Genomic DNA, 21,727 nt, shown 5'->3' with positions numbered 1-21,727 from the left:
GGTCAGGTATAGCGAATGCGGTGGCACAACGTGGCCGGGTCGGCCAGAATGGCGGCATAGTCGCGCGGCAGGTCGGCAAAGGCGCTCTCGCCCGAGATCAGGGCATCCAGCCGTGGATCGGTCAGCATGTCGAGCGCCTTGGTCAAGCGGCGGCGGAAATCCCAGCGCGGCAGACGGTCGGGCGGCACCGCGCCCACCTGAGAGCTGACAAGCCGCAAACGCTGGCTGTGAAACCGCCCGCCCAAGGGCAAGGCCACCGGTGTGGCGCCGTGCCAGCTTGCCTCGACCACCGTGGCACCCGGCCCGGCATGCTCTAGCGCAAGGGCCAATCCAGCGCCCGAAGCAGAGGCATTCACAATGACGTCATATTCGCCAGATAGCCGGTCTGGCGCGGCAAAATCGCAGCCCAAGCGCGCCGCCAACTCCCCGCGCGCCGGGTCCAGATCGCACAGCGTGACATCGGTTCCGGGCATGGTGGCAGCAAGGTAGCCGACCAGCGCACCCACCACGCCCGCGCCGATGACCGCCACCCGGTCGCCTGCGGACATGGCACTGTCCCAGACCACGTTCAGCGCGGTTTCCATATTGGCCGCCAGAACCGCACGGCTGGGCGGCACACCCTGCGGCAGCGCGATGGTGTTGTCCGCTGGCAGGCGAAACATGTCCTGATGCGGGAACAGCGCAAACACCATTTCCCCGGCATTTGGCCCTTCTGCACGCTCTGCAACGGCGCAATAGCCATATTTCACGGGAAACGTGAATGCGCCTTCCTGAAAGGGCGCACGCATCCGGTCTTGTTCGTTAGCGGGAACATTACCTGAAAGCACCAGACGTTCCGTGCCCCGGCTGATGGCACTGAACCGCATATGCAACAAATCGCCCGTGCCAAGCTCGGCGGGCAGCAGGCATGCTTCTCCCGGCGCTTTGATCCAAAGCGCGCGGGGAGCGCGAGTGTGGTGCAAGGCCTGCGTCATGGTGCTCCTTTTGGTTACCGAACGTAGTTAGGGCTTGACCCGCCTGTGCCAAGACTGGGCCATCTTGAAAAACAGTGGCGCACTGGCTGGATATATTGGCAATGGGCCTAGTTAAACGGTGTCTGAAGCAGGGGGTGCGCGGTGCAGTTGAGCAGTATTCTAGGCGTCTTGCGGTCGGTGGTGATTTACTACAACCCGGCGCTGATGCGCAGAAACCGCGCCTTATATCGCGAGCTTATCGGACCGGGCGACCTAGCCTTTGATGTGGGCGCGCATGTGGGCACCCGCGCGCGGGCCATGCGGCATTACGGGGCGCGCGTGATCGCCTTCGAACCGCAGCCGGTCTTTGCGCGTTTCCTGCGCTGGGCCTTGCCGCGCGATATCGTGCTGGTTGAAGCTGCGCTGGGCCGGGCAGAGTCGCGCGCGCAAATGGCGGTATCGCGGCGCCATCCGACCGTGTCCTCCTTGCGCGACAGCTTGCCCGACGAGGCCCGCGCCATGCCCGGCTTCGAACATGTCCGCTGGGACAGTCGCGCCGAAGTGCATGTGACCACGCTGGATGCGATGATTGCCGCGCATGGCCTGCCGCGTTACATCAAGATCGACGTGGAAGGCTATGAGGCAGAGGTGCTGTCCGGTCTTAGCCAGCCGGTGGACCTTGTGTCTTTCGAATACCTGCCGGGCCTGCCGCAGGCCAGTGCGGCGGTGTTGGCGCGTCTGGCAGAGCTGGGCACTTATGAATTCAACGTGGTGCGGGGCGAGAATGCGGGCTTTGACTGGCCCGACTGGCGCGACCTTGCGCAACTGCGCGCATGGCTGGCCCGACAGGCACCCGATAGCGGGTCGGGCGACATTTACGCGCGGCGGATCACGACGTAACGTCTTGGCCCGCGCGCAAAATTTGCGCGAAAGGCTGGAACACACCCGGCGCCGCAGTCAGCACCGTGCCGGTCTGTTCGGGGGGCAGGCCGGGGTCCAGCCCCGCGACAACCGCGCCCGCCTGTTGCAGCAGAACCAGCCCCGCAGCAATGTCCCAAGGCTGCAAGCGGCGCTCCCAGAACCCGTCCAGCCGCCCGCAGGCGACATAGGCCAGATCCAGCGCCGCCGCCCCCATCCGGCGCAGGCCCGCGCAATGCGGGGCAAGCCGGGCGATATCGGCGGCATGATCCGCGATATGGTCCATGGTCCCAAACGGAATGCCGGTTCCGAACAAGGCATCGCGCAGGATAGCGGTGTCAGAAACCCGGATCGGCGCGCCATTCAGCCACGCGCCCTGCCCCGCCAAGGCGCAGAAACATTCATCACGCGATGGGTCATAGACAACACCCATGATGCGCATGCCATCGACCTCTAGCGCGATGGATACTGCCCAATGCCCGATACCGCGCAGGTAATTGGTGGTGCCATCCAACGGGTCCACGATCCAGACCTGCGACGCGGCGCGCGGGGGCGTGCCGGTTTCCTCGCCCAGCCAATGGTCATCGGGGCCGCACAGGCGCGTGCGCAACAACGATTCGGCGCGCAGATCGGCCTCTGACACGAAATCCCCCGCTCGTTTGCTGCGCGGGGAAAGCCCGTCTTGCCCCTGCCGCATCTGAAGCAAAAGCCTGCCTGCGTCGCGCGCGGCAGCAAGGGCGGCGTCTAGCGCCGGATCGTGTGGCATGGCCATTGTGTTCATGTCCTCAATTTGTCACGCCGCGCGCCCCAAAGGCGCTGCGCCAAAGGCACAAGCCCGCTCAGCGCCGCAAGAACGGCACATAGCCCGAAGGCGACACTTGCCGCCACCGCGTCGGATGCGGACACACCCACCAGCGGCCACAGCCCGGCTGCAAGCCCTTCGCGCAGGCCCCAGCCATTGACGGTCAGCGGCACCAGCATGGCCAACAAGGTCAGCGGAATGACGAACAGCGCCTGCCCCATGTCCAGCGACACACCAACCGCCCGCGCCGCCGTCCAGACGCCCAGCAGGTTGCAGGCCAGCACCAGCGCGCTGAGCCCGATCTGTGCAGCCGCATGGCTGCCCCATGCCCGATGCAGCAAAGCGCGCCAGCGCCGGGGCGTGACGCCGATCAGCGCGGCAAGCACCGCCGCGCTGCCGATCAGCACCGCAACCGCTGCCGGGGCGCCAAAGCGCGTGCCAAGCCACCAGCACGACCCTGCAAGGCCGACCAAAAGCAGCGCGATCTGTCCGGCCAACCGCTCCAGCACCACAGAGGCGGCGGCGGGGCGCCACCCCCCCATGCTGCCCCGCGCGCGCGCCGCACGGCCCAGATCGCCCATGACCCCCCCCGGCAAAAGCGTATTGCCCAGAACCGACAGGTGGTATTCCGCAATTGCCCAGCCGCGCGGGACGGGCGTGCCCAGCGCCTGTGCGGTCACCTGCCAGCGAAGCGCCGACAGCCATATTTGCGCAACCAGCATCAGCGCCGCCAACGCCACCCATGCGGCATTGGCCGTGCTCAGCCGCTCTAGCAGCAGGCTTGGTCCCGCAAGCCAGACCACCGCCGCCAGAACCGCCAGCGTGGCCATCGCGCGACATGCCCGCGCGCTCATGGTGCGGGCTCTGCACTCAGGCGCGACAGCAACAGGTCGCGCAGCGCATCCATGGGCAGGCTTGGGGTCGCTGGGTCGGGCAACAGCCCTGCGGCCCAATCCAAACCGTCAAATCGGGCCACAAGGTCGGCCGGGCCGATGATGTGCAACGGCACATCGAACCCCTCCACCCCCGACACGAAGCGTGCCGGTTCATGGTCGCCCATGACCACGATCAGCGGGGCGCGGTCGCCTTGGCGCGCGGCCCAATCCCCGACGGTTTCAAGGCTGTAATCAATCGCCTGCCGAAACTGGTCGCGCACCCGGTCGTGATCGCGCCAGACGACCTCTGGCGGATCACCCGACAGCGCCCATTGGTCGAATTCCTGCCCGTCCCCCAGCGTGTCCCATGGCAACAGTTCGGGCACCGGCACCCAAGGCGCGTGGGACGAGACGAGCGCGATCTGGGCCACCAGCGGGGCGCGGTCGGGGCGCGACAGCTCCAGCCGCTCGAAAGCCGCCAGCGTGAACTGGTCGGGCATCGTCACCCAATTGAATGGCTGGCCCTGATAGCCAAGATCATCTGCGTTATAAATCGCGTCAAACCCGAAATAAGACCCTTCCGGCCATGGCAACACATGCGCCGGCATGATCGCCACATTACGCCGCCCGGCTTGGGCTGCGAAATGAAACAAGGTCCGGCGCGGGCTGGCCAGAAGCGCGCGGTAGCGCGATTGGGTGTCCAGCCACAGGCCAGAGGCGACAGAGCCATGTGTCAACCAGCTTTGCCCGCCCACCATCGGCGCACGCGCCCAACCCGAGCGCATGGCCATCCCGGCCTGCGCGATTTTGTCCTGCGCCTTGCGCAGGGTGTCACGGTGGGTCTGGGCATATAGCGGGTTGTCATGGCTGGAGCGGCCATAGCTTTCAACATAGATCAGGATCAGGTCACGCGGGCCAAGCGCGTCCAGTTGCGGGGCGCGGTCGCGCATCGGATCGCGCTGCGCGGCTTGTGCAAAGCGTGCAAGATCCTGCCGCGCGATCAGCGCCTGTTCTGCGCGTTCCAGCCCGACCCGCGCGGTAAAGGCCGCGCCGGGTGGGTCGATCGCCTCTGGCAAGGACCACGCGCCGCGTGCCGCGCCGATCTCTGCCACGGCAACGGCAGCGGTCACCGGGGCAAGCGCCAAGGCCAGAATGCGCGCCGCCCGTGGCAAGCGCAGCGCGGCCAAAACGCCGGTGGCCCACCATAGCCCCCATGCAAGACCGCCCAGCGCCAAAACCGCCGCGCCCAGTGCCAACCATGCCAGACCGGCACCAAGGCTGCCTTCCGCCAGCATCCATGCGGCGGGCAAAAGGTGGTAATCCACAACAAGGTTGAAACCCCGGTTGAACGCCATGAAGGTCGCGAAATCGGCCAGTTTCAGCAACAAGATGACCCAGACCACCGCAATCAGCGCGATGCGCAGTGCCGTTGCCGCCCGTCCCGACCCCAGCGCCAGCAACGCCGCCACGATGACCGGCAATTCCAGCGGGAAGACCGCCAGCGCACCCCATGTCATCGCCTGTGGATGGTTGGGCTGGACCAGCACCAAATACAAGATGGCCAGAGCCGCGCCAAGTTTCATGGCTGTCGTTCCGCCTGCGCGTGTAGGCTCCGGATATCATACAGGAAAGACGCCAGCACGACCGTCAGAATCGCAAGGCCCAGACCCTGCGCCAGCGCCCCGCTTAGCACCGGCAACAGCAAACAAACCTGCCCGCCCATTTGCAGGCCTGCCACGAAACGGCGGCGCTGTGACGGCGCAAGCGGGCCGTGCAACCATGGCCAGACAAGCCCGCCCAGCAAAAAGATCGGGCGCAGCAGGCCCAGAAGCAAGAACCATGGCCCCACCTTGTCGAGCGCAACTGCAAGCGCGGCCATCACCAGCGCGAAGGCCACGTCGGTTTCCACGTCCAGCCGTGCCCCGAAATGCGAGGCAAGCCCGGCACGGCGCGCAGCCCACCCATCGACCCCATCAAGCGCCAGCACAAGTGCTGCCAAAGCGGCAAGCGGGTATCCAAGCACGGCCAGCGCATCGGGCACAGCCAGCAACCCGGCAAGCGCCGCGATGACCGCACCGCGCATCAGCGTCACGATATTGCACATCCCCAGCCGCGCGTGCGGATAGGCCAGCCGTTGAAATCCACGCAGCACCAGCACGCCGGCGGGCAGCACCATGCAGGCTGCCAGAAGTGCCGCAACCGCCGCATGCTCTGCGCCACCGTGGCTGGCCAGACCGAACGCGCCGCCCGCCGCCAGCGGCAGGCCGGCCGCGACAGCAACCCAAGCTTGCCGCAAGGCTTGCGGGGCAACGGTGGTGCCAAAGGGTTTGTCGGGTCTTGTCATGCTGTGTCGATTTAGCCCATCGACGCAAGGATCAATGCCGAAATTGGCCTTAAACCCGCACGATCACGCGAGTTTGCCTTTTCCGGGCGCGGCCTAGCTTTTACGCGAGATGTAGCACGTTCCACACCGCCGGGAGCATCCATGACCGACCTGACCTTCAGACCGGCCCGCTATGCCGCCACAAGCCGCGCCCTGCATTGGATCGTCGCGGTACTGGTCCTCACGACACTTCCCATCGGGGTTGTGATGTTGCAGGATGGCCTTTCGCGCGATTTGCAGAACACGCTGTTCATACTGCACAAGAATGGCGGGGTTTTCATTTTGGCGTTGGTGGTCTTGCGGCTGGTATGGCGGGTCTGGGCACCCGCGCCGCCACTGCCTGCCAGCGTGCCGCCACTGCAAGCGCGCATTGCGCGGCTGGCGCATGGCGCGCTTTATGCCCTGCTGCTTGTCATGGCGATCAGCGGCTATATCCGTGTCCGCGCGGGCGGTTTCCCGATAGAGATGCTGGACGCCATCGGCTTTCCGCCCCTTGTGCCGCGCTCGGATGCGCTGGCGGACACGGCGAAATGGGTCCATGGCACGGCGCGCTATGCCTTGGCGGCCCTGATCTTGGCGCATATCGCGGCGGGGCTGAACCATCTGCGCCTGCGCGATGGGGTGTTTGACCGGATCTGGCCCCCGTTTGGGCGCGGTCGGGTATGAGCCGCGCATCGCTCCCCTTTGTCGGTATCCTTGGCCTGACCGCAGGGCTATCTGGGCTGTTCTGGGCCGGAATAGACCATGCGGCGACCGCGCCCGCGCTGGCTGTCATGGTTTCTGTGTTATTTGCCGCGAATGCATTGGCCTTGTCCGCGGCGGCTGTCACCGCCCTGCTGGGCCTGCGCCAAGCCGGACCTTTGCCCGAGGTCAGCACCACCCCGGATGACCACTGCGCCGTCTTGTGGCTGATCTGCGGCGAAGCGCCGGACTCCTTGGCCGCGCGTGCCCGCGATTTCATGACCGCCCTGCAAACCCGCCCAGAGGCGCTGCGAACGCAGGTTTTCATCCTGTCTGACACCGCCGATGCAGATGCGGTCGCGCTGGAGCGTGACCTGTTCGGCGCGCTGCCCGGCGTGATCTACCGCAACCGCGCGGCGCCAAAAGGGCGCAAGCCCGGCAACTTGCGCGATTGGCTGGCCGAACATGGTGACGATTTCGACACAATGCTGGTGCTGGATGCCGATAGCAGCCTGACCGTGGAACGGCTGGCCCGAATGCGCCGGATCATGGCGCGCAACCCGCGACTTGGGCTGTTGCAGGCCGGGATCGCGCTGCGCCCCGGCCCTACCCGGCTGGCGCGGTTGCAACGCCTGTCGGTGCGGATGACAGGCCCGGTTTTTACCAGCGGGCTGGCCCAGATCAGCGGCGCCTGCGGCAATTACTGGGGGCATAATGCCCTGCTGCGGGTTGCGGCCTATCGCAAGGTGGCCGATCTGCCCGCCTTGCCCGGGCGCGCGCCTCTTGGCGGGCCGATCCTGAGCCATGATTTCGTCGAGGCTGCGCTTATGCGCGCTGCCGGGTGGGACTTGCGCATCTGCCCCGACATGCGCGGCAGCGCAGAGGACGCGCCCACCACCACAAGCGCCTATACCGCGCGCGACCGTCGCTGGGCGCAGGGCAATCTGCAACATATGCGCTTTGTGGGCGCGCGCGGGCTGCATGTCGGCAGCCGCCTGCATTTGTTGGCTGGCATTCAATCCTACCTGTCCGCGCCGATCTGGCTGGCGCTGGTGCTGCTGCTTGGCTCTGGCGCGGTCCATGCCCGGCCCGAAGCATGGGTTGCCCTAAGCGCCATGCTAACGGTGCTGCTGGTGCCCAAATTGGCCGGATTGGCCCGGTTGCGCCGCCTGCTTGCGCGCCGCCCCGGCACTGTGCTGCGCGGGTTCTTGGCAGAGTTGGCCCTGTCAACGGTCATCGCGCCGATCTGGATGCTGCGACGCGCCGGGCATGTCGCGGCCGTGCTGGCCGGGCGCGATGCTGGCTGGCAGCCATCCGGCATAGCACGCGCGCGCCGCGACACACCCGGACGCAGCGCGCAGGTTGCGGGGCTGGTGATCTTGCTGGCCGTCACCCTGCCGCAGGCTCTGCTGGCCTCTGGTGCTAGTGCGGCACTGTCGGGCGCGATGGTTCTGCCGGTGGTCGTGCCGCTGCTGGCCGCGCCTTGGCTTTTGGCCTGGTTTGATGCCCCGGCGCGCCCCAACGCGGTCGCCGCCTATTACGACACCAGCACAAAGCGCTTTCTGGTCGTTGGCGGCAGTGGCAAGGCGTTGGCGATTCACCGACCGCTCTGGGCCGATGGTGTTACAACCTCGGAACAAGCGGCTGCCCATGTCAACACGCTGATCGCCAAGGCTGCCGAGCAGGCGCTGGGACGTGTGCCAGAGCACCTGTGCGACCTTGGCTGTGGCGTGGGCGGGACGGTGTTTCAGCTGGCGCGCCGCTGGCCGGAGACCCGCTTTTCGGGCCTGACCCTGAGCGCCGAGCAAGTGCGCCTTGCGCGGGACCATGCCCGCGCGCAGGGGTTGGCCGAGCGCTGCCATTTCCTGCAAGCCGATTTCACGCGCCATGCCAGCCTGCACAAGGCCGACGTCGCGGTCGCCGTCGAAAGCCATGTCCACGCCCCCAGCGCCGAGGCGTTCTTGCGCGCGGCGCTGGACCATCTGGCCCCCGGCGGCGTGCTGGTGTTGGTTGATGACATGTTGGCGGACATAGATGCACTGCCCCCAGACCACGCCCGGTTGATCGACAGTTTCCGCAAGGGCTGGCGTCTGGGCCATGTCAGCGCCAGCCGCACCATTGCCGCGCAAGCCGAAGAGCTGGGCTATGACCTGCTGGCAGAGCGTGACCTAAGCCACTATCTGCACCTGACCCGCTGGCGGGACCGCGCCTTGCGGCTGGCCGGGCCCATGGCAGAGCGCTTCGGGCTGCATGGGCATCCGTTGTTTTCCAACATGATCGGCGGCAATGCCCTGACCGAAGCCTACCGACAGGGGATCATGCGTTACACGCTTCTGGTTCTGCGCGCCCCGCAGGCGGCGCGCCTGCCCCAAGATAGGACGGACACGGCAGCATGAAACGGCGGGCCTTTTTATGGGGCAGCGCGGCCAGTCTGGCGCTGCCGCCGGTGATGTCGCGGGCGCAGGATCAGGACGCCGAACACCGCCTGATCGAAACCGCGCGGGCCATCGCGGGCCGCCCTTACCGCCCCGACACGACCAAGCTGTCCGCGCCCTTTGAGCGTGCCAACTATGACAGCTATCGCGGCATTCGCACGCGACCGGGGGTCAGCGGCGATCTGGCGCTGGGATCGGACTATCGCGCCGACCTGTTGCCACCGGGCTGGCTGTTTCGTGAACCCGTGGCGATTGGCCTTCCGGGGCATGACACGCGCTTCTCGCCTGCGCTTTATACATTTGACCAGCGGTATTTTACCGCCGATGCCGCCACGCAAGATGCCGCAGATATGGGCTTTTCCGGGCTGCGCTTGCGCCATAGGCTGAACGTGCCCGACCGTTGGGATGACGTTCTGGTGTTGCAAGGCGCCAGCTATTTCCGGGCGCTTGCCAAGGATACGGTCTATGGCCTGTCAGCGCGCGCACTGGCGCTGGGCACCGGCGGGCCTGCGCCAGAGGAATTTCCGCGCTTTACCCGGATCGAAGTGTTCGGCACGCAAGCTGACCTGCGCTTTGGTTGTCTGATCGACAGCACGCGCGCCAGCGCCGCGCTGGTTGCCACGCTGCGCCCCGGCACGCGCACGGTTCTGGAGTGCGCCTTGCACCTGTTCCCGCGCGTGCCGCTGGCGGATGCCGGGATCGCCCCGCTGACATCCATGTTCCAGCACAGTGACATGGGCCCTGCCCGGATCGACGATTTTCGCCCCGCCGTGCATGACAGCGACACGCTTGTCATCGACAATGGCGCAGGCGAACGGCTATGGCGCCCGCTGGCCAACCCGGCGCAGGTGCAGATGTCGGCCTTTTCAGATTCCGGCCCGCGCGGTTTCGGGCTGGTGCAAATGCCGACCGATTTCGAACGGTTCCGAGATCAGGAAGGGGCCTATCACCGCCGCCCCTCAGGGTTTGTCACGCCACGGGGCGATTGGGGCGCAGGTGCGGTGATGTTGCTGGAAATCCCGACCGAGAACGAATTTGCCGACAATATCGTGGTGTTCTGGCGTCCCGACCGGGTGCTGGACCCCGGCGCACATCGTTTCGACTACCGGCTGGACTTTACCGCGCCCGGCCCGGCCACATTGCCGCCGCGGCCGGAACCGTTATCGCCCGTGCGCAGCGCTTCGGGGCTAGAGCCGAATGCAGGTGATGCCCGGCTGTTTGTCATTGACTACACCGAAACCGGGCCAATGCCCGATATGTCGGGCGCGCGGCTAGAGGTGGCGGGCGCTGCACCGGGCGCGGTCACGGGCGAAGCGCTCTACCCGTTGGCGGCGCGGGCGGAAGGCTGGCGCGCGAGTTTCGTCTTCACACCCCGCCCCGGCCAAGAGGTCGCGGAATTGCGCTTGCGCCTGCGCGCGCAGGATGGCACGCCACTGGCACCGGTCTGGCTGCACCGCTGGACCCGAACCGTGGACGGGGGTGTCTGATGCAACTGGCCTTTGCCATACCGGGCGACCCAGAGGCGCGCACCGGTGGCACGCTTTATGATCGCAAGGTGATTGACGCCCTGCGCGCTGCCGGGCAGGACGTGACGCTGATAGCGCTGCCCGGGGATTGGCCGAACCAGACCAAGGCGCAAGAAAGCGCGGCCTTGGCGCGCTTGGGAGCGCTGCCCGCCGGGTGCCCGGTGGTGATCGACGGTCTGGCCTTTGGCGCCTTTTCCGAAAGATGTGTCGCAACGCTGGCGCGCCCCATGATTGCGCTTGTGCATCACCCGCTTGCGCTGGAGCCGGGCCTGTCGCCCGATCTTGCCACAGACCTGCACGCGCGCGAGCGGGCGAATTTGGCCTATGCAGCGCAGGTGGTCGTGCCCTCAGCGCATGTGGGCGGGCTGCTGCGCGACCAGTTCGGTGTGCCAGCCAGCCGCATTCATGTCGCCCATCCGGGCTTCCAGCCTGCGCCCCCGCGCGCCCCTGCCGCCACTGACGGGCCGCCGCTGATCCTGTCGGTCGGGCTGCTCTGCCACCGCAAGGGCCATGACGTGCTGTTGCGCGCGCTGGGTGCGGTTGCCGATCTGGACTGGCGCGCGGTGATCGTGGGCCGCCACCATGAGGCCGACCATGTCGCAGAATTGCAGGGTCTGCGCAGGGCGTTGGGCTTGACCGACCGTGTCATGCTGCCCGGTGAACTGGACGCCGACGCTTTAGCCGCGCTTTATGCCCAAGCCAGCCTGTTTGCGCTGGCCACCCGCTACGAGGGCTACGGCATGGTCCTGTCAGAAGCGCAACAGCATGGCTTGCCGGTGATTTCCTGCGCCACGGGGGCCGTGCCCGAAGCGCTGGACGGCAGTGGCCTGCTGGCCCCGCCGGGTGACGCGTCCGCCTTCGCCGCCCATTTGCGCGCAGTCCTCAGCGATGCTGACCTGCACGCGCGGCTAAGCGCGCAAAGCCTAGCGCGCGCCGCCTGTCTGCCCGGGTGGAAGGACACGGCCAGCATTCTGGCAGGGGCGGTCAAGGCTGCATTGTCACCGCAGGGTTAGCGCCATAGGCCATTGCTTCTGACACATGGCCCCGCCGAAGCAAGGCAATCGCGCCAAATACCAGAAACAGCAAAGCGGCGAGAAGGCATGGCAAGGAAGCTAGATGCCGCCCGGTGGGCTGCCGACAATGTGTTCGTATCAAGATCCTCTCTCGCAACGAATTCATGGTGCTGCGGCTAAGCTTAGCCATTTCGGCACTAATTGCATGTTTTGCCTGCGGCGCGGCTTTGCCCGACCCGGTTAGGCAACCAGCCCGAACCCGTCTGGCACGCGGTCGCGCCGGTCCAGAACCAGATCGGCCATGATCTGCGCCAGCGCCGGTGCCATGGCAAAGCCGATCTTGAAACCGCCGTTGAATACGAAATGCCCATCGCGGCCCGGCCATGCCCCCATCAGCGGGGCGCGCGATTGGGCGCGCGGGCGCACCCCGGCCCAGCGCGCGATGACTGCGGCTTTTGCCAGTTCGGGACAGGCGGCACGTGCACGGGCAAGAAGCGCCTCGCATTGCGCATCGGTCGTGTCGGGGGCGTCGAATTCGCGCTCGCTGGTGGACCCGATGGCAACTGTCCCATCGGCATGGGGCACAATATGCAGCCCTTCGGCAAAAACCTGCGGCAGGTTTGGGGCAGCATGGGCCAGAAGCAAGGATTGCCCTTTCACCCCGCCGCCCATGTTGCGGGCCAGATCGCGGGACAGGTCCGCCAGCCCCTCATACCCCGTGGCCCAGATCACGGTGCCGCCTTGGGGCGAGTCACCTTGTTCGACCGTCACACCTTGGGCGGACAGCGCCGCCACCAGCGCCGCGCCTGCCCGGCGCGGGTGCAGCCGCGCGGTCAATGTGTCATGCACCACAAAGCCCGAGGGCGCGTCCACCGCCAGCCCCGGCGCATCCGCCACGGGCAGCACGCGCCATGTGGCAAAGCCCTGCCACAGATCGCGGGCCTGCGCTTCGCGTGAGCGGGCCAGATCGACCGCGCCATGCGCCAAGGGCTGCACGCGCCCCGTGCGGGCATAGCCCGGATCGACGCCGCCGCGCGCGGCGATATCGGCCCAGTAGTGTTCGGCCATGCGCAGGGCTTCGAACTGCATGGCTTTCTTGGCGTTCCAGTTCTCTGGCACATGCGGGGCCAGCGCGCCGACAATCCCGCCGCTGGACCCGGCACCGGGGGCGCGCTTTTCGATCACCCGCACGCGCGCACCCCGGTCAGCGCAGGCCAGCGCCACCGTCAGACCGAAGACCCCTGCCCCCATGATCGTCACATCGGCCATTGTCATTTCCCTGCGTCCCCGCCATGACTTGCTGAACATGTGACATAAAGCAGACGCCCATGCAGGACCAGAGCGCAGAGTTGGAATGGCGGGACGGGACGATCCCGGTGGCGCGCCGGTTCGATGACCCGTATTTCTCGCTGGCCGATGGGCTGGCGGAAACAAGGCATGTGTTTTTGGCCGGAAACGACCTGCCCGCGCGTGCGGTCCCCGGTTTTCACATTGCCGAATTGGGCTTTGGCACCGGTTTGAACCTGCTGGCCACGGTTGCCGCGTCGCCCCCTGTCCCGATCCGCTACACCAGTTTCGAAGCCTTCCCCATGACCGCGGCTGACATGGCCCGCGCCTTGGCGGCCTTTCCAGAGCTGGAGGCAAGCGCGCTTGTCACCGCATGGGCCAGCGGGGCGCGCGCCTTCACGCTTGGCGCGGTGGCGGTCGAGGTGATCGTGGGCGACATCGCCACCACCCTGCCGGCATGGCAAGGCCGCGCAGATGCATGGTATCTGGACGGGTTTTCGCCAGCCAAGAACCCCGAGATGTGGGCACCAGAGATCATGGCAGAGGTCGCGCGCCACACCAATCGCGGCGGCACATTCGCCACCTACACGGCGGCAGGGGCGGTGCGCCGGGCTTTGGCGGATGCAGGTTTTAGCGTTACCCGCGCGCCGGGCTTCGGGCGCAAACGACATATGAGCCGGGGCATCCTGCCATGACCGAACAGGACACCACCAAGGGCATCTGGCTGATGGTCGCGGTCGCGCTGATCTTCGCGCTGCAAGACGCGTTCTCGCGGCATCTGGCGGGCGAATACAACGTGCTGATGATTATCATGATCCGCTATTGGTTCTTCGGGGCCTTCGTGATCGCGGTGGCCACGCGCAAGGCCGGGGGGCTGCGCCGCGCGGCAGCCACCAAGCAACCCATTGTCCAAGCTTTGCGCGGGCTGATTCTGGCGGCAGAGGTGTGCGTCATGGTCACGGCTTTCGTGCTGCTGGGCCTGACAGAGGCGCATGCCGTATTCGCGGTCTACCCGCTGCTGATTGCGGCGCTGTCCGGCCCGATCTTGGGCGAAAACGTCGGCTGGCGGCGCTGGGCCGCAATTGGCATCGGGTTCGTAGGCGTGCTGATCATCTTGCAACCGGGCTATGGCGTGTTCCAGATTGAAGCGCTTGTGCCCTTGCTGGCTGCGACCATGTTCGCGCTTTACGGGTTGCTGACACGCTATGTCGGGCGGCAAGACCCGGCGGCGGTCAGTTTCTTCTGGACCGGCACGGTGGGCGCGGTCGCCATGACCGCCGTGGGCATCTGGTTCTGGGAACCGATGGCGCCGGGCGATTGGGTCTGGATGGGGGCGCTTTGCGTCAGTTCCGCCTTCAGCCATTTCCTGCTGATCCGCGCCTATGAACTGGCAGAGGCCAGCGCGGTGCAGCCCTTTGCCTATTTGCAACTGCCCTTCGCGACCGGCTTGGGGATTATGCTGTTTGACGAAACCCTGCGGCTGAACGTGGCCCTTGGTGCGGCGGTCGTGGTCGGCGCGGGCGTGTTCACGCTCTGGCGCGCACGGCAAGCGGGCAAAGCGCCAAGTTAGGCGCGGGTCATGGGCGGCGCGCGTCGCGCCTACCCCTCGACCTGATCCAAATATGCGCCATAGCCCTCTGCCGCCATCTCCTCGCGCGGGATGAAGCGCAGTGACGCAGAATTGATGCAATAGCGCAAACCACCGCGGTCGCGCGGTCCGTCATTGAACACATGGCCCAAATGGCTGTCGCCATGCTTGGAACGCACCTCGACCCGCCGCATGCCAAGGCTGTTATCGGGCAGCTCTGTCACATGCTCAGGCTCGAGCGGTTTGGTAAAACTGGGCCAGCCGCAACCCGATTCGAACTTGTCGGATGACGCGAATAACGGCTCTCCCGAGACGATATCAACATAGATCCCCGCGCGTTTTTCGTCATTGTACGCCCCCGTCCATGGGCGTTCGGTGCCGTTTTCCTGCGTCACGCGGTATTGCTCGGGGGTTAGCGCATCGATCACTTCGGGGCGGCGTTCGTATTTGGGCATGGCTCTCTCCGGTTTCCATACTAGATTTAGCCCCGCCGCGCCCGCGTGCAAGGGTCTGGATTTCCGCCCTTGGCTGGTGCATAAGCGGGCAAACATGACCGGAACAGGTGCCCCATGAAATTCCTGCTGCGCTTACTGACATGGTGGAACACATCCACGCTGAACACCGCGTTCTTCACATGGCGTAACGGCGTGAAAGTGGGCGAAGACGATCAAGGCAATATCTTCTACCAAACGCGCGACAAGAAGAAGCGCTGGGTCATCTATAATGGCGAATCTGAGGCCAGCCGCGTCTCGCCTGACTGGCATGGCTGGCTGCACCATACATGGGACGAACCGCCAACCGACAAACCATTGCCCCACAAAGCATGGGAAAAGCCGCATCAGGAAAACCTGACCGGCACCGCGCTGGCCTATGCGCCCGCCGGGTCCATTCGTCGTGCGCAGCCGACCGAGCGCAGCGACTACGAGGCCTGGAGCCCGGAATAACCCCCATGCGTGCCCTTGTCCTAGCCATGGTCTGCGCTTTGGCACCCGCCACACTGCCCGCGCAAGACATTGCCATTCCCGGCCAGCCCGAACGCGTGCTGACCGGCGAAGGTGCAATGTTGCGCGGCTTGGACAAGGTAGCGGGCAACAGCCGCGATATTCGGCTGATGAATGGTGAAAGCGACATGATCGGTCATTTACAGGTCACGATGTCCGAATGCCGCTACCCCGATGACAACCCGACCGGCGAAGCCTATGCGTGGATAGAGGTGCAGGATACCCGCGCGGATGCCCCGCTATTTGCCGGGTGGATGATCGCCTCTAGCCCGGCGCTAAGCGCGCTGGATCATGCCCGTTACGATCTTTGGCTTCTTAGCTGCATCACGTCCTGAACGCTGGGCAGCGGGTGGGCGCGGATATCGGCCCGCAGTTTCAACGCCTGCGCCAGAGCTTTGCGATACTCCATGCGGGGAATTTCCACACCGCCCAAGCGGGCCAGATGGTCGTTCAGGTATTGCGTGTCGAACAGCACGAAACCGCAGCGCTTCAGATGCGCGACCAGATAGGCCAGCGCGACCTTGGACGCGTTGGTGCGGCGCGAGAACATGCTTTCACCGCAGAACGCGCCGCCAATGGCCAGCCCATAGATGCCGCCGATCAGGTCGTCCCCGTCCCGAACTTCCAGCGCATGCGCATGGCCCATGCGGTGCAGCGCGGTGAACAGGTCGTTGATCTCTGCATTTATCCAAGTGTTGTGGCGGTCGGCGCAGCCATCAATCACAGCTTCGAAATCGGTGTTCAGCGTGACGTGCCATGGCATATCGCGGATGTGTCGCGCTAGCGACCGTGACAGGTGAAAGCCGTCAAGCGGCATGATCCCTCTGGCGACCGGGTCGAACCAATACAGCACCCGCCCCTCGCGGCTTTCGGCCATCGGGAAGGTTCCCAACCGATAGGCTTCCAGCAGCATTCGCGGGGTCAGGCGCAGATCCATTGGGCCTAGAACTCGTCCGCGCGCACCTCGCGCGCCATGTGGTCCAGAACCGCGTTGACGAATTTCTGCTCGCGCGAGTCGGGGAAGAAATCGCCCGCCAGCGTGACGTATTCGCTTAGAATAATGCGGGCGTCGCGCTCTGTGGTCAGCAGCTCGGCCCCGGCGGCGCGGAACAGCGCGCGCAAGGTCGGGTCAATGCGGGCAATCGGCCATTTCGCCACCAGCGCACGGTCGGTCAACTGGTCGATGGCCGCCTGACGGTCCACGGCGGCTTCGACTACGCGGCGAAAGAAGTTGATATCGGCTTCGGCCCATGCCTCGCCCTCGACCTCTATGCCGATGCGATGGTCCTCGAATTCGCGCAGCACAGTGCCGATGGCACTGTCAGAGGCTTCCATCTGGAACAGCGCCTGCACGGCATAGAAACGCGCAGCGCTGCGCAAAACACGGCGGGCTTTGGAATCGAGCTTCATAGCTTGTCCCCGCCAGTCGCGATCTGGAATTCATCTGCCTTTGGCATGAAGCCCACGCTACGCTTCGTGCCGCCCCAGCGACGTGCCAGTGCGATCAGGTGCAACGCTGCGGCCGCAGCACCCCCGCCCTTGTTCTGGCCAGCGGCGTCGGCGCGAACCTCTGCCTGCGCGCGGTTTTCCACGGTCAGAATGCCGTTGCCAATGCAAGCCCCTTGCAAGCCCAGCAGCGTAATCGCGCGCGAACTGTCATTACAGACCGTGTCGTAATGCGTCGTCTCTCCCCGGATGACGCAGCCCAAGGCCACGAAGCCGTCGAAATCTGACATGCGAAACGCCTGCCCGATGGCGGTGGGCACTTCCAGCGCGCCGGGCACTTCGATGGTGTCATGGGTGCCGCCGACCGCTTCAATCTCTGCCCGCGCACCGGCAACCAGTTGATCGGCGATGTCCTTGTAATAGGGTGCCACCACGATCAGCAGTTTTGGGGCGCGGTCAAAGGACGGGCGCGGCAAGCTGTAATGGGATTCGTTTGCAGCCATGTCAGGCGCCTTTCCGGGGTGGGATTTTGCGGGTGCCGACAATGGACAGACCATAGCCTTCCAGCCCGACCACACGCGGGGTTTTGGAATTGGTCAGCAACACAAGGTCGTGCATGCCCAAGGATGACAAGATCTGTGCGCCAAGCCCGTATTGCCGCAAGGTCTGGGGCGAGGCATCGGACATCGCCATCTTCATATGCGTGTCGCGCAACAGCACCAGCACGCCGCGCCCTTCATCCGCGATCAACTGCATTGCGTCGGAAAACTCGCCCGCGCGGCCCGGACCACCGGTGCCAACCATGTCCAAAAGCGGATCGAACGCATGCATCCGCACCAGCACCGGGTCGGGCGTGGTGATGTCGCCTTTGATAAGCACGACATGCTCTGCGCCTTGGGTGGTGTCGGAATAGACCCGCATCTGCCATTCGCCCCCGAATTCCGAGGTGATGACCTGTTCCGCCATCTTGCGCACAAGGTTGTCGTGGCGGCGGCGATAGGCGATCAGGTCGGCAATCGTGCCGATCTTGATACCGTGTTTCTGTGCAAAGGCCACAAGGTCGGGCAGACGCGCCATGTCGCCGTCTTCTTTCATGATCTCGCAGATCACGCCAGACGGGTTCAGCCCCGCCAGCCGCGAGATATCGACCGCCGCTTCGGTATGGCCCGCGCGCACCAGCACGCCGCCATCGCGCGCGCGCAACGGAAACACATGGCCGGGCGTGGCAATATCGGCCGCGCCCTTGGACTGGTCAATCGCCACCGCCACGGTGCGGGCGCGGTCATAGGCGGAAATACCCGTGGACACGCCTTCGCGCGCCTCTATCGACACAGTGAAGGCGGTTTCATGGCGCGACGAATTGCTGGAGGCCATCAGCGGCAAGCCAAGCTGGTCAATGCGTTCGCCCGGCAGGGTTAGGCAGATCAGCCCCTTGCCATGGGTCGCCATGAAATTGATCGCCTCTGGCGTGGCCATCTGCGCGGGAATGACCAGATCGCCCTCGTTCTCGCGGTCTTCGTGGTCCACAAGGATGAACATCCGGCCCTTGCGCGCTTCCTCTATGATCTCTTCGGTCGAGGATATGGCGTCACGCCAGCTTTGCTCGACCTCGCCGGGCTTTTCATATTGCATCTTGCGCGCTTCCTTATCTGCCTTGCGGCCCAGATAGCCCAAAGCCGGGCCTTGGAAAAGGGGCATCGCGCCCGGCGCCAAGGTTAACGCGGCGTGCGCGCCGTTCAGCGTCGGTTTGCCCAAGACTGGCAAAACACAGCATCCCGCACCGGAGCTTGCCGCCATGACCAGCGTTCAAAACCTAGCCGAGCAGATCGTCGCCCGTGAAGGCGGTTTCGTCAATGACCCCGATGATCCGGGTGGCGCGACCAATTTCGGCGTAACCCTGCACACGCTGCGCCGCCTGCGCCCGCACCAGCAGGTCTGCGTGGACGATGTGCGCGCCCTGACCCGCGACGATGCCGTCACGATCTATGTCGAGCATTATTTCACCCGCCCCCGCATTGGCGATCTGCCCGAACCGCTATGGGCCACGGTGTTCGACATGTATGTGAACGCAGGGGCCAATGCGGTGCGCATCTTGCAACGCTTGTTGAATGAGATGGGGCAGGATGTGACCGTGGACGGCGTGATCGGGCCGCAAACGATTGCCGCCACGCATTGGGCTTTCGACATGGCCCCGAACCATATGGTCGATGCTTACGGCATTGCACGGCGAGACTATTACTACCGCATCGCCGACCAGCGCCCGGCCAGCCGCAAATTCGCACGCCGGCGCGATGGCGGCAAAGGCGGCTGGATCATACGGGCCGAAGAATTCATCAGCCCGCGCTACCACCTGACCGACGCGCAGCACCGCGCGCGCACCGGGGCATGGGCATGATCCGCTCACTCTTCGGGGCGCTGTTCGGGTCCGCGGGCGGCGCGCGCGCCCTAAGCGATGGTGTGACCAAGGTCGCCGAAGTGTTCCGCCCCAATGCCACCCGCGCGATGGAATTGGACCATGACGCCTATACCGCCGCCCATGCCAGCCATCTGGCCGAATTCCAATATGCGCGGCGGGGCAGGTTCGACACTTTCGTAAACGGGTTGAACCGTCTGCCCCGGCCCATGCTGGCCATCGGCACGCTGGCCTTGTTCGTTTACGCCATGGCCGACCCGGACGGCTTTGCCCGGCGGATGCAGGCTTTGGCACTGGTGCCAGAACCCTTGTGGTGGTTGCTGGGCGCGGTGGTCGCGTTCTATTTCGGCGCAAGAGAGGCGCATCATGCCCGTCTGGGCAAGTTCACACCACCGCCCCTGCCCCGCAAATTGCCCGACACAGCCCCCGGCAACCCAGCGCTGGCCGATTGGAAAGCCGCTCAGGACCCTTGACGCAGGAAATCTTCTTCCTCGCCGCTTGGGTCCAGCCCCAGTTCTTCCAACCCGTTTTCCAAATTCTCGGCCAGATGTGGCATGCCCAGCAGGTAATCTGCTGTGGGCGTGGTTGCTTCCGCTTCGGCGGTGGCGACGGCCTCGGCATATTCATCGGCCTCGAATGCGCCGCGCCCGATCCAAGCCACGGCGGTCAGGCTGGCCTGTTCATCCGAATTCAGCGCATCGATAAAGGCATGGGCCTCGTCCTCTCCGACCGCGCCTTCGCGGGCCAAATAGATGATATGCACAATCTTGCGCAGGCTGATTGAAAGCATCGCACCCTCCGTTCTTGAACGCTGATGATGGCGTATCGTCTGGGGCCGCGCAATCGCAATCGGCATCAAGCGCGCGGGCCGTGCCGCGCATTTTTCATGCTCGCGCCATATCTGTGCCGGATTCGGGCACGATACACAGGGGTGTCGCAACAGCAATCACAGTCGAAGGAGCGCACGAAACATGCCCTATGATACACATAATCGCTGGGTCCATGGCGTTCTGGCAGAGGCCTCGCAAGCCTTGCCCGCCCTTCCATGGTCACGCGCGGCGAAACGCGCCAGACGGCTGGCTGTAGCACGCTCACATTAACCAGTAGATTCCTGTTTTCGTAAGCATTGATTTTAACGAGTGATTTGACGTCAAATTTTGAGTGCGATTACCAAAGGCGCCCCCCTTTCGGGGCGCCTTTGTCCTGTTTGGATCACATCACATGTTGGTCGAGGGGCCGGGCTTCGATCACGACAAATGCCTGCGCCCAAGGATGGTCATCTGTAATGGTGACGTGAATCACCGCCCGATGGCCCGGCGGGGTCATCTGGCGCAGGCGGTCTTCGGCCCAGCCGGTCACATGCATGACAGGCTGGCCGCTGCGCAGGTTCGTCACCCACATGTCGCGCCAAGCAATGCCCATCGACAGCCCCGTGCCCAGCGCCTTGGAACAGGCTTCCTTCGCGGCCCAACGCTTGGCATAAACGGCAGGAGCATCGCCTTGTCGGGCAGCGCGCGCCAATTCGTCCGCGGTAAACACCCGGTTTCGGAACCGATCGCCAAAGCGCGCAAGCGTGCCCGCAATCCGGTCGATATTGGCAAGATCGCTGCCGATGCCAAGGATCATTGCCGTCTCAGTCGCGGGCCAGATTCATCAGGCGGCGCATTTCGGCCAGCGCGGCTTCCAGCCCTGTGAACACCGCCTCGCCAATCAGGAAATGCCCGATATTCAACTCTACCAGTTCCGGAATGGCCGCGATCGGGCCAACATTGTCGAAATTCAGCCCATGACCGGCGTGAACCTCTAGCCCGAGTTCATCGGCCAAGGCGGCGCAAACGAACAGGCGGCGCAATTCGGCATCGCGCGCGGCAGTGTTCCCGGCTTCCACATGCTCGCAATAAGCGCCGGTGTGCAATTCGACCACCTGCGCGCCAACGCGCGCGGCGGCTTCGATCTGGGCTTCATCGGGGGCCACGAACAGCGACACCCGGCTGCCAGCCGCGCGCAACGGGGCGATGTAGTCGCGCAGACGTGCCTCGTCGCCCGCCACGTCCAGCCCGCCCTCGGTCGTGCGTTCTTCGCGGCGTTCGGGGACAATGCAGATAGCCTCTGGCCGATGCGCCAACGCGATTGCGGCCATCTCGTCGGTCGCCGCCATTTCAAGGTTGATGGGAATGCTCACCGCCGCCTGAATGGCGGGCAGGTCCGCGTCGCGGATATGGCGGCGATCTTCGCGCAAATGCAGGGTTATGCCATCCGCCCCGGCGGCCTGCGCCAATTTCGCCGCACGCACCGGATCGGGCATCGCACCGCCACGCGCGTTGCGCAACGTGGCCACATGGTCGATATTGACGCCAAGGCGCAACATAGTGTCGGATGTGGAATCGCTCATCATCGTCCCCGCTG

Annotated in this window: 26 protein-coding genes; 12 read left to right on the top strand and 14 right to left on the bottom strand. The window is 65.1% G+C overall.

The window, feature by feature from the left end:
• Positions 1–2: 2 nt before the first annotated feature.
• Positions 3–974, bottom strand: a complete 972-nt coding sequence (locus AWT76_RS05730) for a zinc-dependent alcohol dehydrogenase (RefSeq protein ID WP_072245496.1) — start codon at positions 972–974, stop codon at positions 3–5.
• A 141-nt stretch (positions 975–1,115) separates the two neighbouring features.
• On the opposite strand from AWT76_RS05730, the gene AWT76_RS05725 reads away from it, so the two are divergent.
• Positions 1,116–1,853: an FkbM family methyltransferase gene (locus tag AWT76_RS05725; protein WP_245638777.1), complete on the top strand. Its 738-nt coding sequence runs from the start codon at positions 1,116–1,118 to the stop codon at positions 1,851–1,853.
• Here the strand turns inward: AWT76_RS05725 and AWT76_RS05720 are convergent.
• From AWT76_RS05720 to AWT76_RS05705, 4 genes are read right to left on the bottom strand one after another with little or no spacing between them, the layout of a single operon-like run.
• Positions 1,843–2,643: an inositol monophosphatase family protein gene (locus AWT76_RS05720; RefSeq protein WP_082700260.1), complete on the bottom strand. Its 801-nt coding sequence runs from the start codon at positions 2,641–2,643 to the stop codon at positions 1,843–1,845. The two genes, AWT76_RS05725 and AWT76_RS05720, sit on opposite strands and share 11 nt — an antisense overlap.
• Positions 2,644–2,648: 5 nt before the next feature.
• Positions 2,649–3,527 carry a lysylphosphatidylglycerol synthase transmembrane domain-containing protein gene (locus AWT76_RS05715; protein WP_072245495.1) on the bottom strand — a complete coding sequence of 293 codons (879 nt, stop codon included), beginning with the start codon at positions 3,525–3,527 and terminating at the stop codon, positions 2,649–2,651.
• Complete coding sequence (locus AWT76_RS05710; RefSeq protein WP_072245494.1) at positions 3,524–5,131, bottom strand: alkaline phosphatase family protein; 1,608 nt, start codon at positions 5,129–5,131, stop codon at positions 3,524–3,526. Before AWT76_RS05710 ends, AWT76_RS05715 begins: the two co-directional genes overlap by 4 nt.
• Positions 5,128–5,892, bottom strand: coding sequence for a CDP-alcohol phosphatidyltransferase family protein (locus AWT76_RS05705; protein WP_082700121.1), 765 nt, complete (start codon positions 5,890–5,892; stop codon positions 5,128–5,130). Before AWT76_RS05705 ends, AWT76_RS05710 begins: the two co-directional genes overlap by 4 nt.
• Before the next feature lie 141 nt (positions 5,893–6,033).
• Between AWT76_RS05705 and AWT76_RS05700 the strand changes: the two genes are divergently transcribed.
• The 4 genes from AWT76_RS05700 to AWT76_RS05685 are packed head-to-tail and all read left to right on the top strand — an operon-like array spanning position 6,034 to position 11,586.
• Positions 6,034–6,597, top strand: coding sequence for a cytochrome b (locus AWT76_RS05700; RefSeq protein ID WP_072245493.1), 564 nt, complete (start codon positions 6,034–6,036; stop codon positions 6,595–6,597).
• A complete protein-coding gene (gene mdoH / locus AWT76_RS05695) occupies positions 6,594–9,008 on the top strand; it encodes a glucans biosynthesis glucosyltransferase MdoH (protein WP_072245492.1) in 2,415 nt (804 codons plus the stop codon). Before AWT76_RS05700 ends, mdoH begins: the two co-directional genes overlap by 4 nt.
• A complete protein-coding gene (locus AWT76_RS05690) occupies positions 9,005–10,534 on the top strand; it encodes a glucan biosynthesis protein (protein WP_072245491.1) in 1,530 nt (509 codons plus the stop codon). Before mdoH ends, AWT76_RS05690 begins: the two co-directional genes overlap by 4 nt.
• A complete protein-coding gene (locus AWT76_RS05685) occupies positions 10,534–11,586 on the top strand; it encodes a glycosyltransferase family 4 protein (protein ID WP_072245490.1) in 1,053 nt (350 codons plus the stop codon). Before AWT76_RS05690 ends, AWT76_RS05685 begins: the two co-directional genes overlap by 1 nt.
• A 240-nt stretch (positions 11,587–11,826) precedes the next feature.
• Here the strand turns inward: AWT76_RS05685 and AWT76_RS05680 are convergent, their stop codons facing one another.
• Positions 11,827–12,855 (bottom strand): NAD(P)/FAD-dependent oxidoreductase, encoded by a 1,029-nt coding sequence (locus tag AWT76_RS05680; RefSeq protein WP_342667157.1) that lies wholly within the window; start codon positions 12,853–12,855, stop codon positions 11,827–11,829.
• Positions 12,856–12,914: 59 nt separating this feature from the next.
• Here AWT76_RS05680 and mnmC2 point away from each other — a divergent pair, with 59 nt between their 5' ends.
• Together mnmC2 and AWT76_RS05670 are read left to right on the top strand one after the other, a co-directional pair.
• The gene (gene mnmC2 / locus AWT76_RS05675; protein WP_072245488.1) at positions 12,915–13,568 is read left to right on the top strand and encodes a tRNA (5-methylaminomethyl-2-thiouridine)(34)-methyltransferase MnmC2; all 654 of its coding nucleotides are present in this window, start codon (positions 12,915–12,917) and stop codon (positions 13,566–13,568) included.
• Positions 13,565–14,443, top strand: a complete 879-nt coding sequence (locus AWT76_RS05670) for a DMT family transporter (protein ID WP_072245487.1) — start codon at positions 13,565–13,567, stop codon at positions 14,441–14,443. The genes mnmC2 and AWT76_RS05670 overlap by 4 nt, the downstream gene beginning before the upstream one ends.
• 29 nt (positions 14,444–14,472) lie before the next feature.
• Here the strand turns inward: AWT76_RS05670 and msrB are convergent, their stop codons facing one another.
• A complete protein-coding gene (msrB, locus tag AWT76_RS05665) occupies positions 14,473–14,916 on the bottom strand; it encodes a peptide-methionine (R)-S-oxide reductase MsrB (protein ID WP_072245486.1) in 444 nt (147 codons plus the stop codon).
• A gap of 114 nt (positions 14,917–15,030) precedes the next feature.
• Between msrB and AWT76_RS05660 the strand changes: the two genes are divergently transcribed.
• Positions 15,031–15,405 carry an NADH:ubiquinone oxidoreductase subunit NDUFA12 gene (locus tag AWT76_RS05660; RefSeq protein WP_072245485.1) on the top strand — a complete coding sequence of 125 codons (375 nt, stop codon included), beginning with the start codon at positions 15,031–15,033 and terminating at the stop codon, positions 15,403–15,405.
• Positions 15,406–15,410: 5 nt separating this feature from the next.
• The gene (locus tag AWT76_RS05655; RefSeq protein ID WP_072245484.1) at positions 15,411–15,797 is read left to right on the top strand and encodes a DUF2155 domain-containing protein; all 387 of its coding nucleotides are present in this window, start codon (positions 15,411–15,413) and stop codon (positions 15,795–15,797) included.
• On the opposite strand, the gene aat is transcribed toward AWT76_RS05655, so the two are convergent.
• Genes aat through ribB form a run of 4 tightly spaced genes read right to left on the bottom strand, consistent with a single transcriptional unit; the run spans position 15,761 to position 18,540 of the window.
• On the bottom strand, positions 15,761–16,399 hold the full coding sequence (gene aat / locus AWT76_RS05650) for a leucyl/phenylalanyl-tRNA--protein transferase (protein ID WP_141655892.1): 639 nt from the start codon (positions 16,397–16,399) through the stop codon (positions 15,761–15,763). The genes AWT76_RS05655 and aat overlap by 37 nt on opposite strands.
• A gap of 5 nt (positions 16,400–16,404) precedes the next feature.
• Positions 16,405–16,872 carry a transcription antitermination factor NusB gene (gene nusB / locus AWT76_RS05645; protein WP_072245483.1) on the bottom strand — a complete coding sequence of 156 codons (468 nt, stop codon included), beginning with the start codon at positions 16,870–16,872 and terminating at the stop codon, positions 16,405–16,407.
• Positions 16,869–17,411 carry a 6,7-dimethyl-8-ribityllumazine synthase gene (locus AWT76_RS05640; RefSeq protein ID WP_072245482.1) on the bottom strand — a complete coding sequence of 181 codons (543 nt, stop codon included), beginning with the start codon at positions 17,409–17,411 and terminating at the stop codon, positions 16,869–16,871. Before AWT76_RS05640 ends, nusB begins: the two co-directional genes overlap by 4 nt.
• Position 17,412: 1 nt before the next feature.
• On the bottom strand, positions 17,413–18,540 hold the full coding sequence (gene ribB, locus AWT76_RS05635; protein WP_141655991.1) for a 3,4-dihydroxy-2-butanone-4-phosphate synthase: 1,128 nt from the start codon (positions 18,538–18,540) through the stop codon (positions 17,413–17,415).
• A gap of 163 nt (positions 18,541–18,703) precedes the next feature.
• Here ribB and AWT76_RS05630 point away from each other — a divergent pair, with 163 nt between their 5' ends.
• Both AWT76_RS05630 and AWT76_RS05625 read left to right on the top strand, forming a co-directional pair.
• Positions 18,704–19,303, top strand: coding sequence for a holin-associated N-acetylmuramidase (locus tag AWT76_RS05630; protein WP_072245481.1), 600 nt, complete (start codon positions 18,704–18,706; stop codon positions 19,301–19,303).
• The gene (locus tag AWT76_RS05625) at positions 19,294–19,794 is read left to right on the top strand and encodes a holin family protein (RefSeq protein ID WP_072245480.1); all 501 of its coding nucleotides are present in this window, start codon (positions 19,294–19,296) and stop codon (positions 19,792–19,794) included. The genes AWT76_RS05630 and AWT76_RS05625 overlap by 10 nt, the downstream gene beginning before the upstream one ends.
• Here the strand turns inward: AWT76_RS05625 and AWT76_RS05620 are convergent.
• Positions 19,782–20,111, bottom strand: a complete 330-nt coding sequence (locus AWT76_RS05620; protein WP_072247502.1) for a DUF3775 domain-containing protein — start codon at positions 20,109–20,111, stop codon at positions 19,782–19,784. The two genes, AWT76_RS05625 and AWT76_RS05620, sit on opposite strands and share 13 nt — an antisense overlap.
• Positions 20,112–20,292: 181 nt before the next feature.
• Between AWT76_RS05620 and AWT76_RS17175 the strand changes: the two genes are divergently transcribed.
• The gene (locus AWT76_RS17175) at positions 20,293–20,421 is read left to right on the top strand and encodes a hypothetical protein (RefSeq protein ID WP_281179084.1); all 129 of its coding nucleotides are present in this window, start codon (positions 20,293–20,295) and stop codon (positions 20,419–20,421) included.
• A 112-nt stretch (positions 20,422–20,533) separates the two neighbouring features.
• Here the strand turns inward: AWT76_RS17175 and acpS are convergent, their stop codons facing one another.
• Positions 20,534–20,947, bottom strand: coding sequence for a holo-ACP synthase (gene acpS, locus AWT76_RS05615; RefSeq protein WP_072245479.1), 414 nt, complete (start codon positions 20,945–20,947; stop codon positions 20,534–20,536).
• A 7-nt stretch (positions 20,948–20,954) separates the two neighbouring features.
• Entirely contained in the window at positions 20,955–21,713 is a 759-nt protein-coding gene (locus AWT76_RS05610; RefSeq protein ID WP_072247500.1) for a pyridoxine 5'-phosphate synthase, read from the bottom strand.
• Between the last annotated feature and the right edge of the window lie 14 nt (positions 21,714–21,727).

The sequence above is a fragment of the Roseibaca calidilacus genome, assembly GCF_001517585.1.
In the GTDB taxonomy this organism is placed as follows: domain Bacteria; phylum Pseudomonadota; class Alphaproteobacteria; order Rhodobacterales; family Rhodobacteraceae; genus Roseinatronobacter; species Roseinatronobacter calidilacus.
Note: the sequence above shows the minus strand (reverse complement) of the source record. Positions and strands in the feature narration are given on the sequence as shown.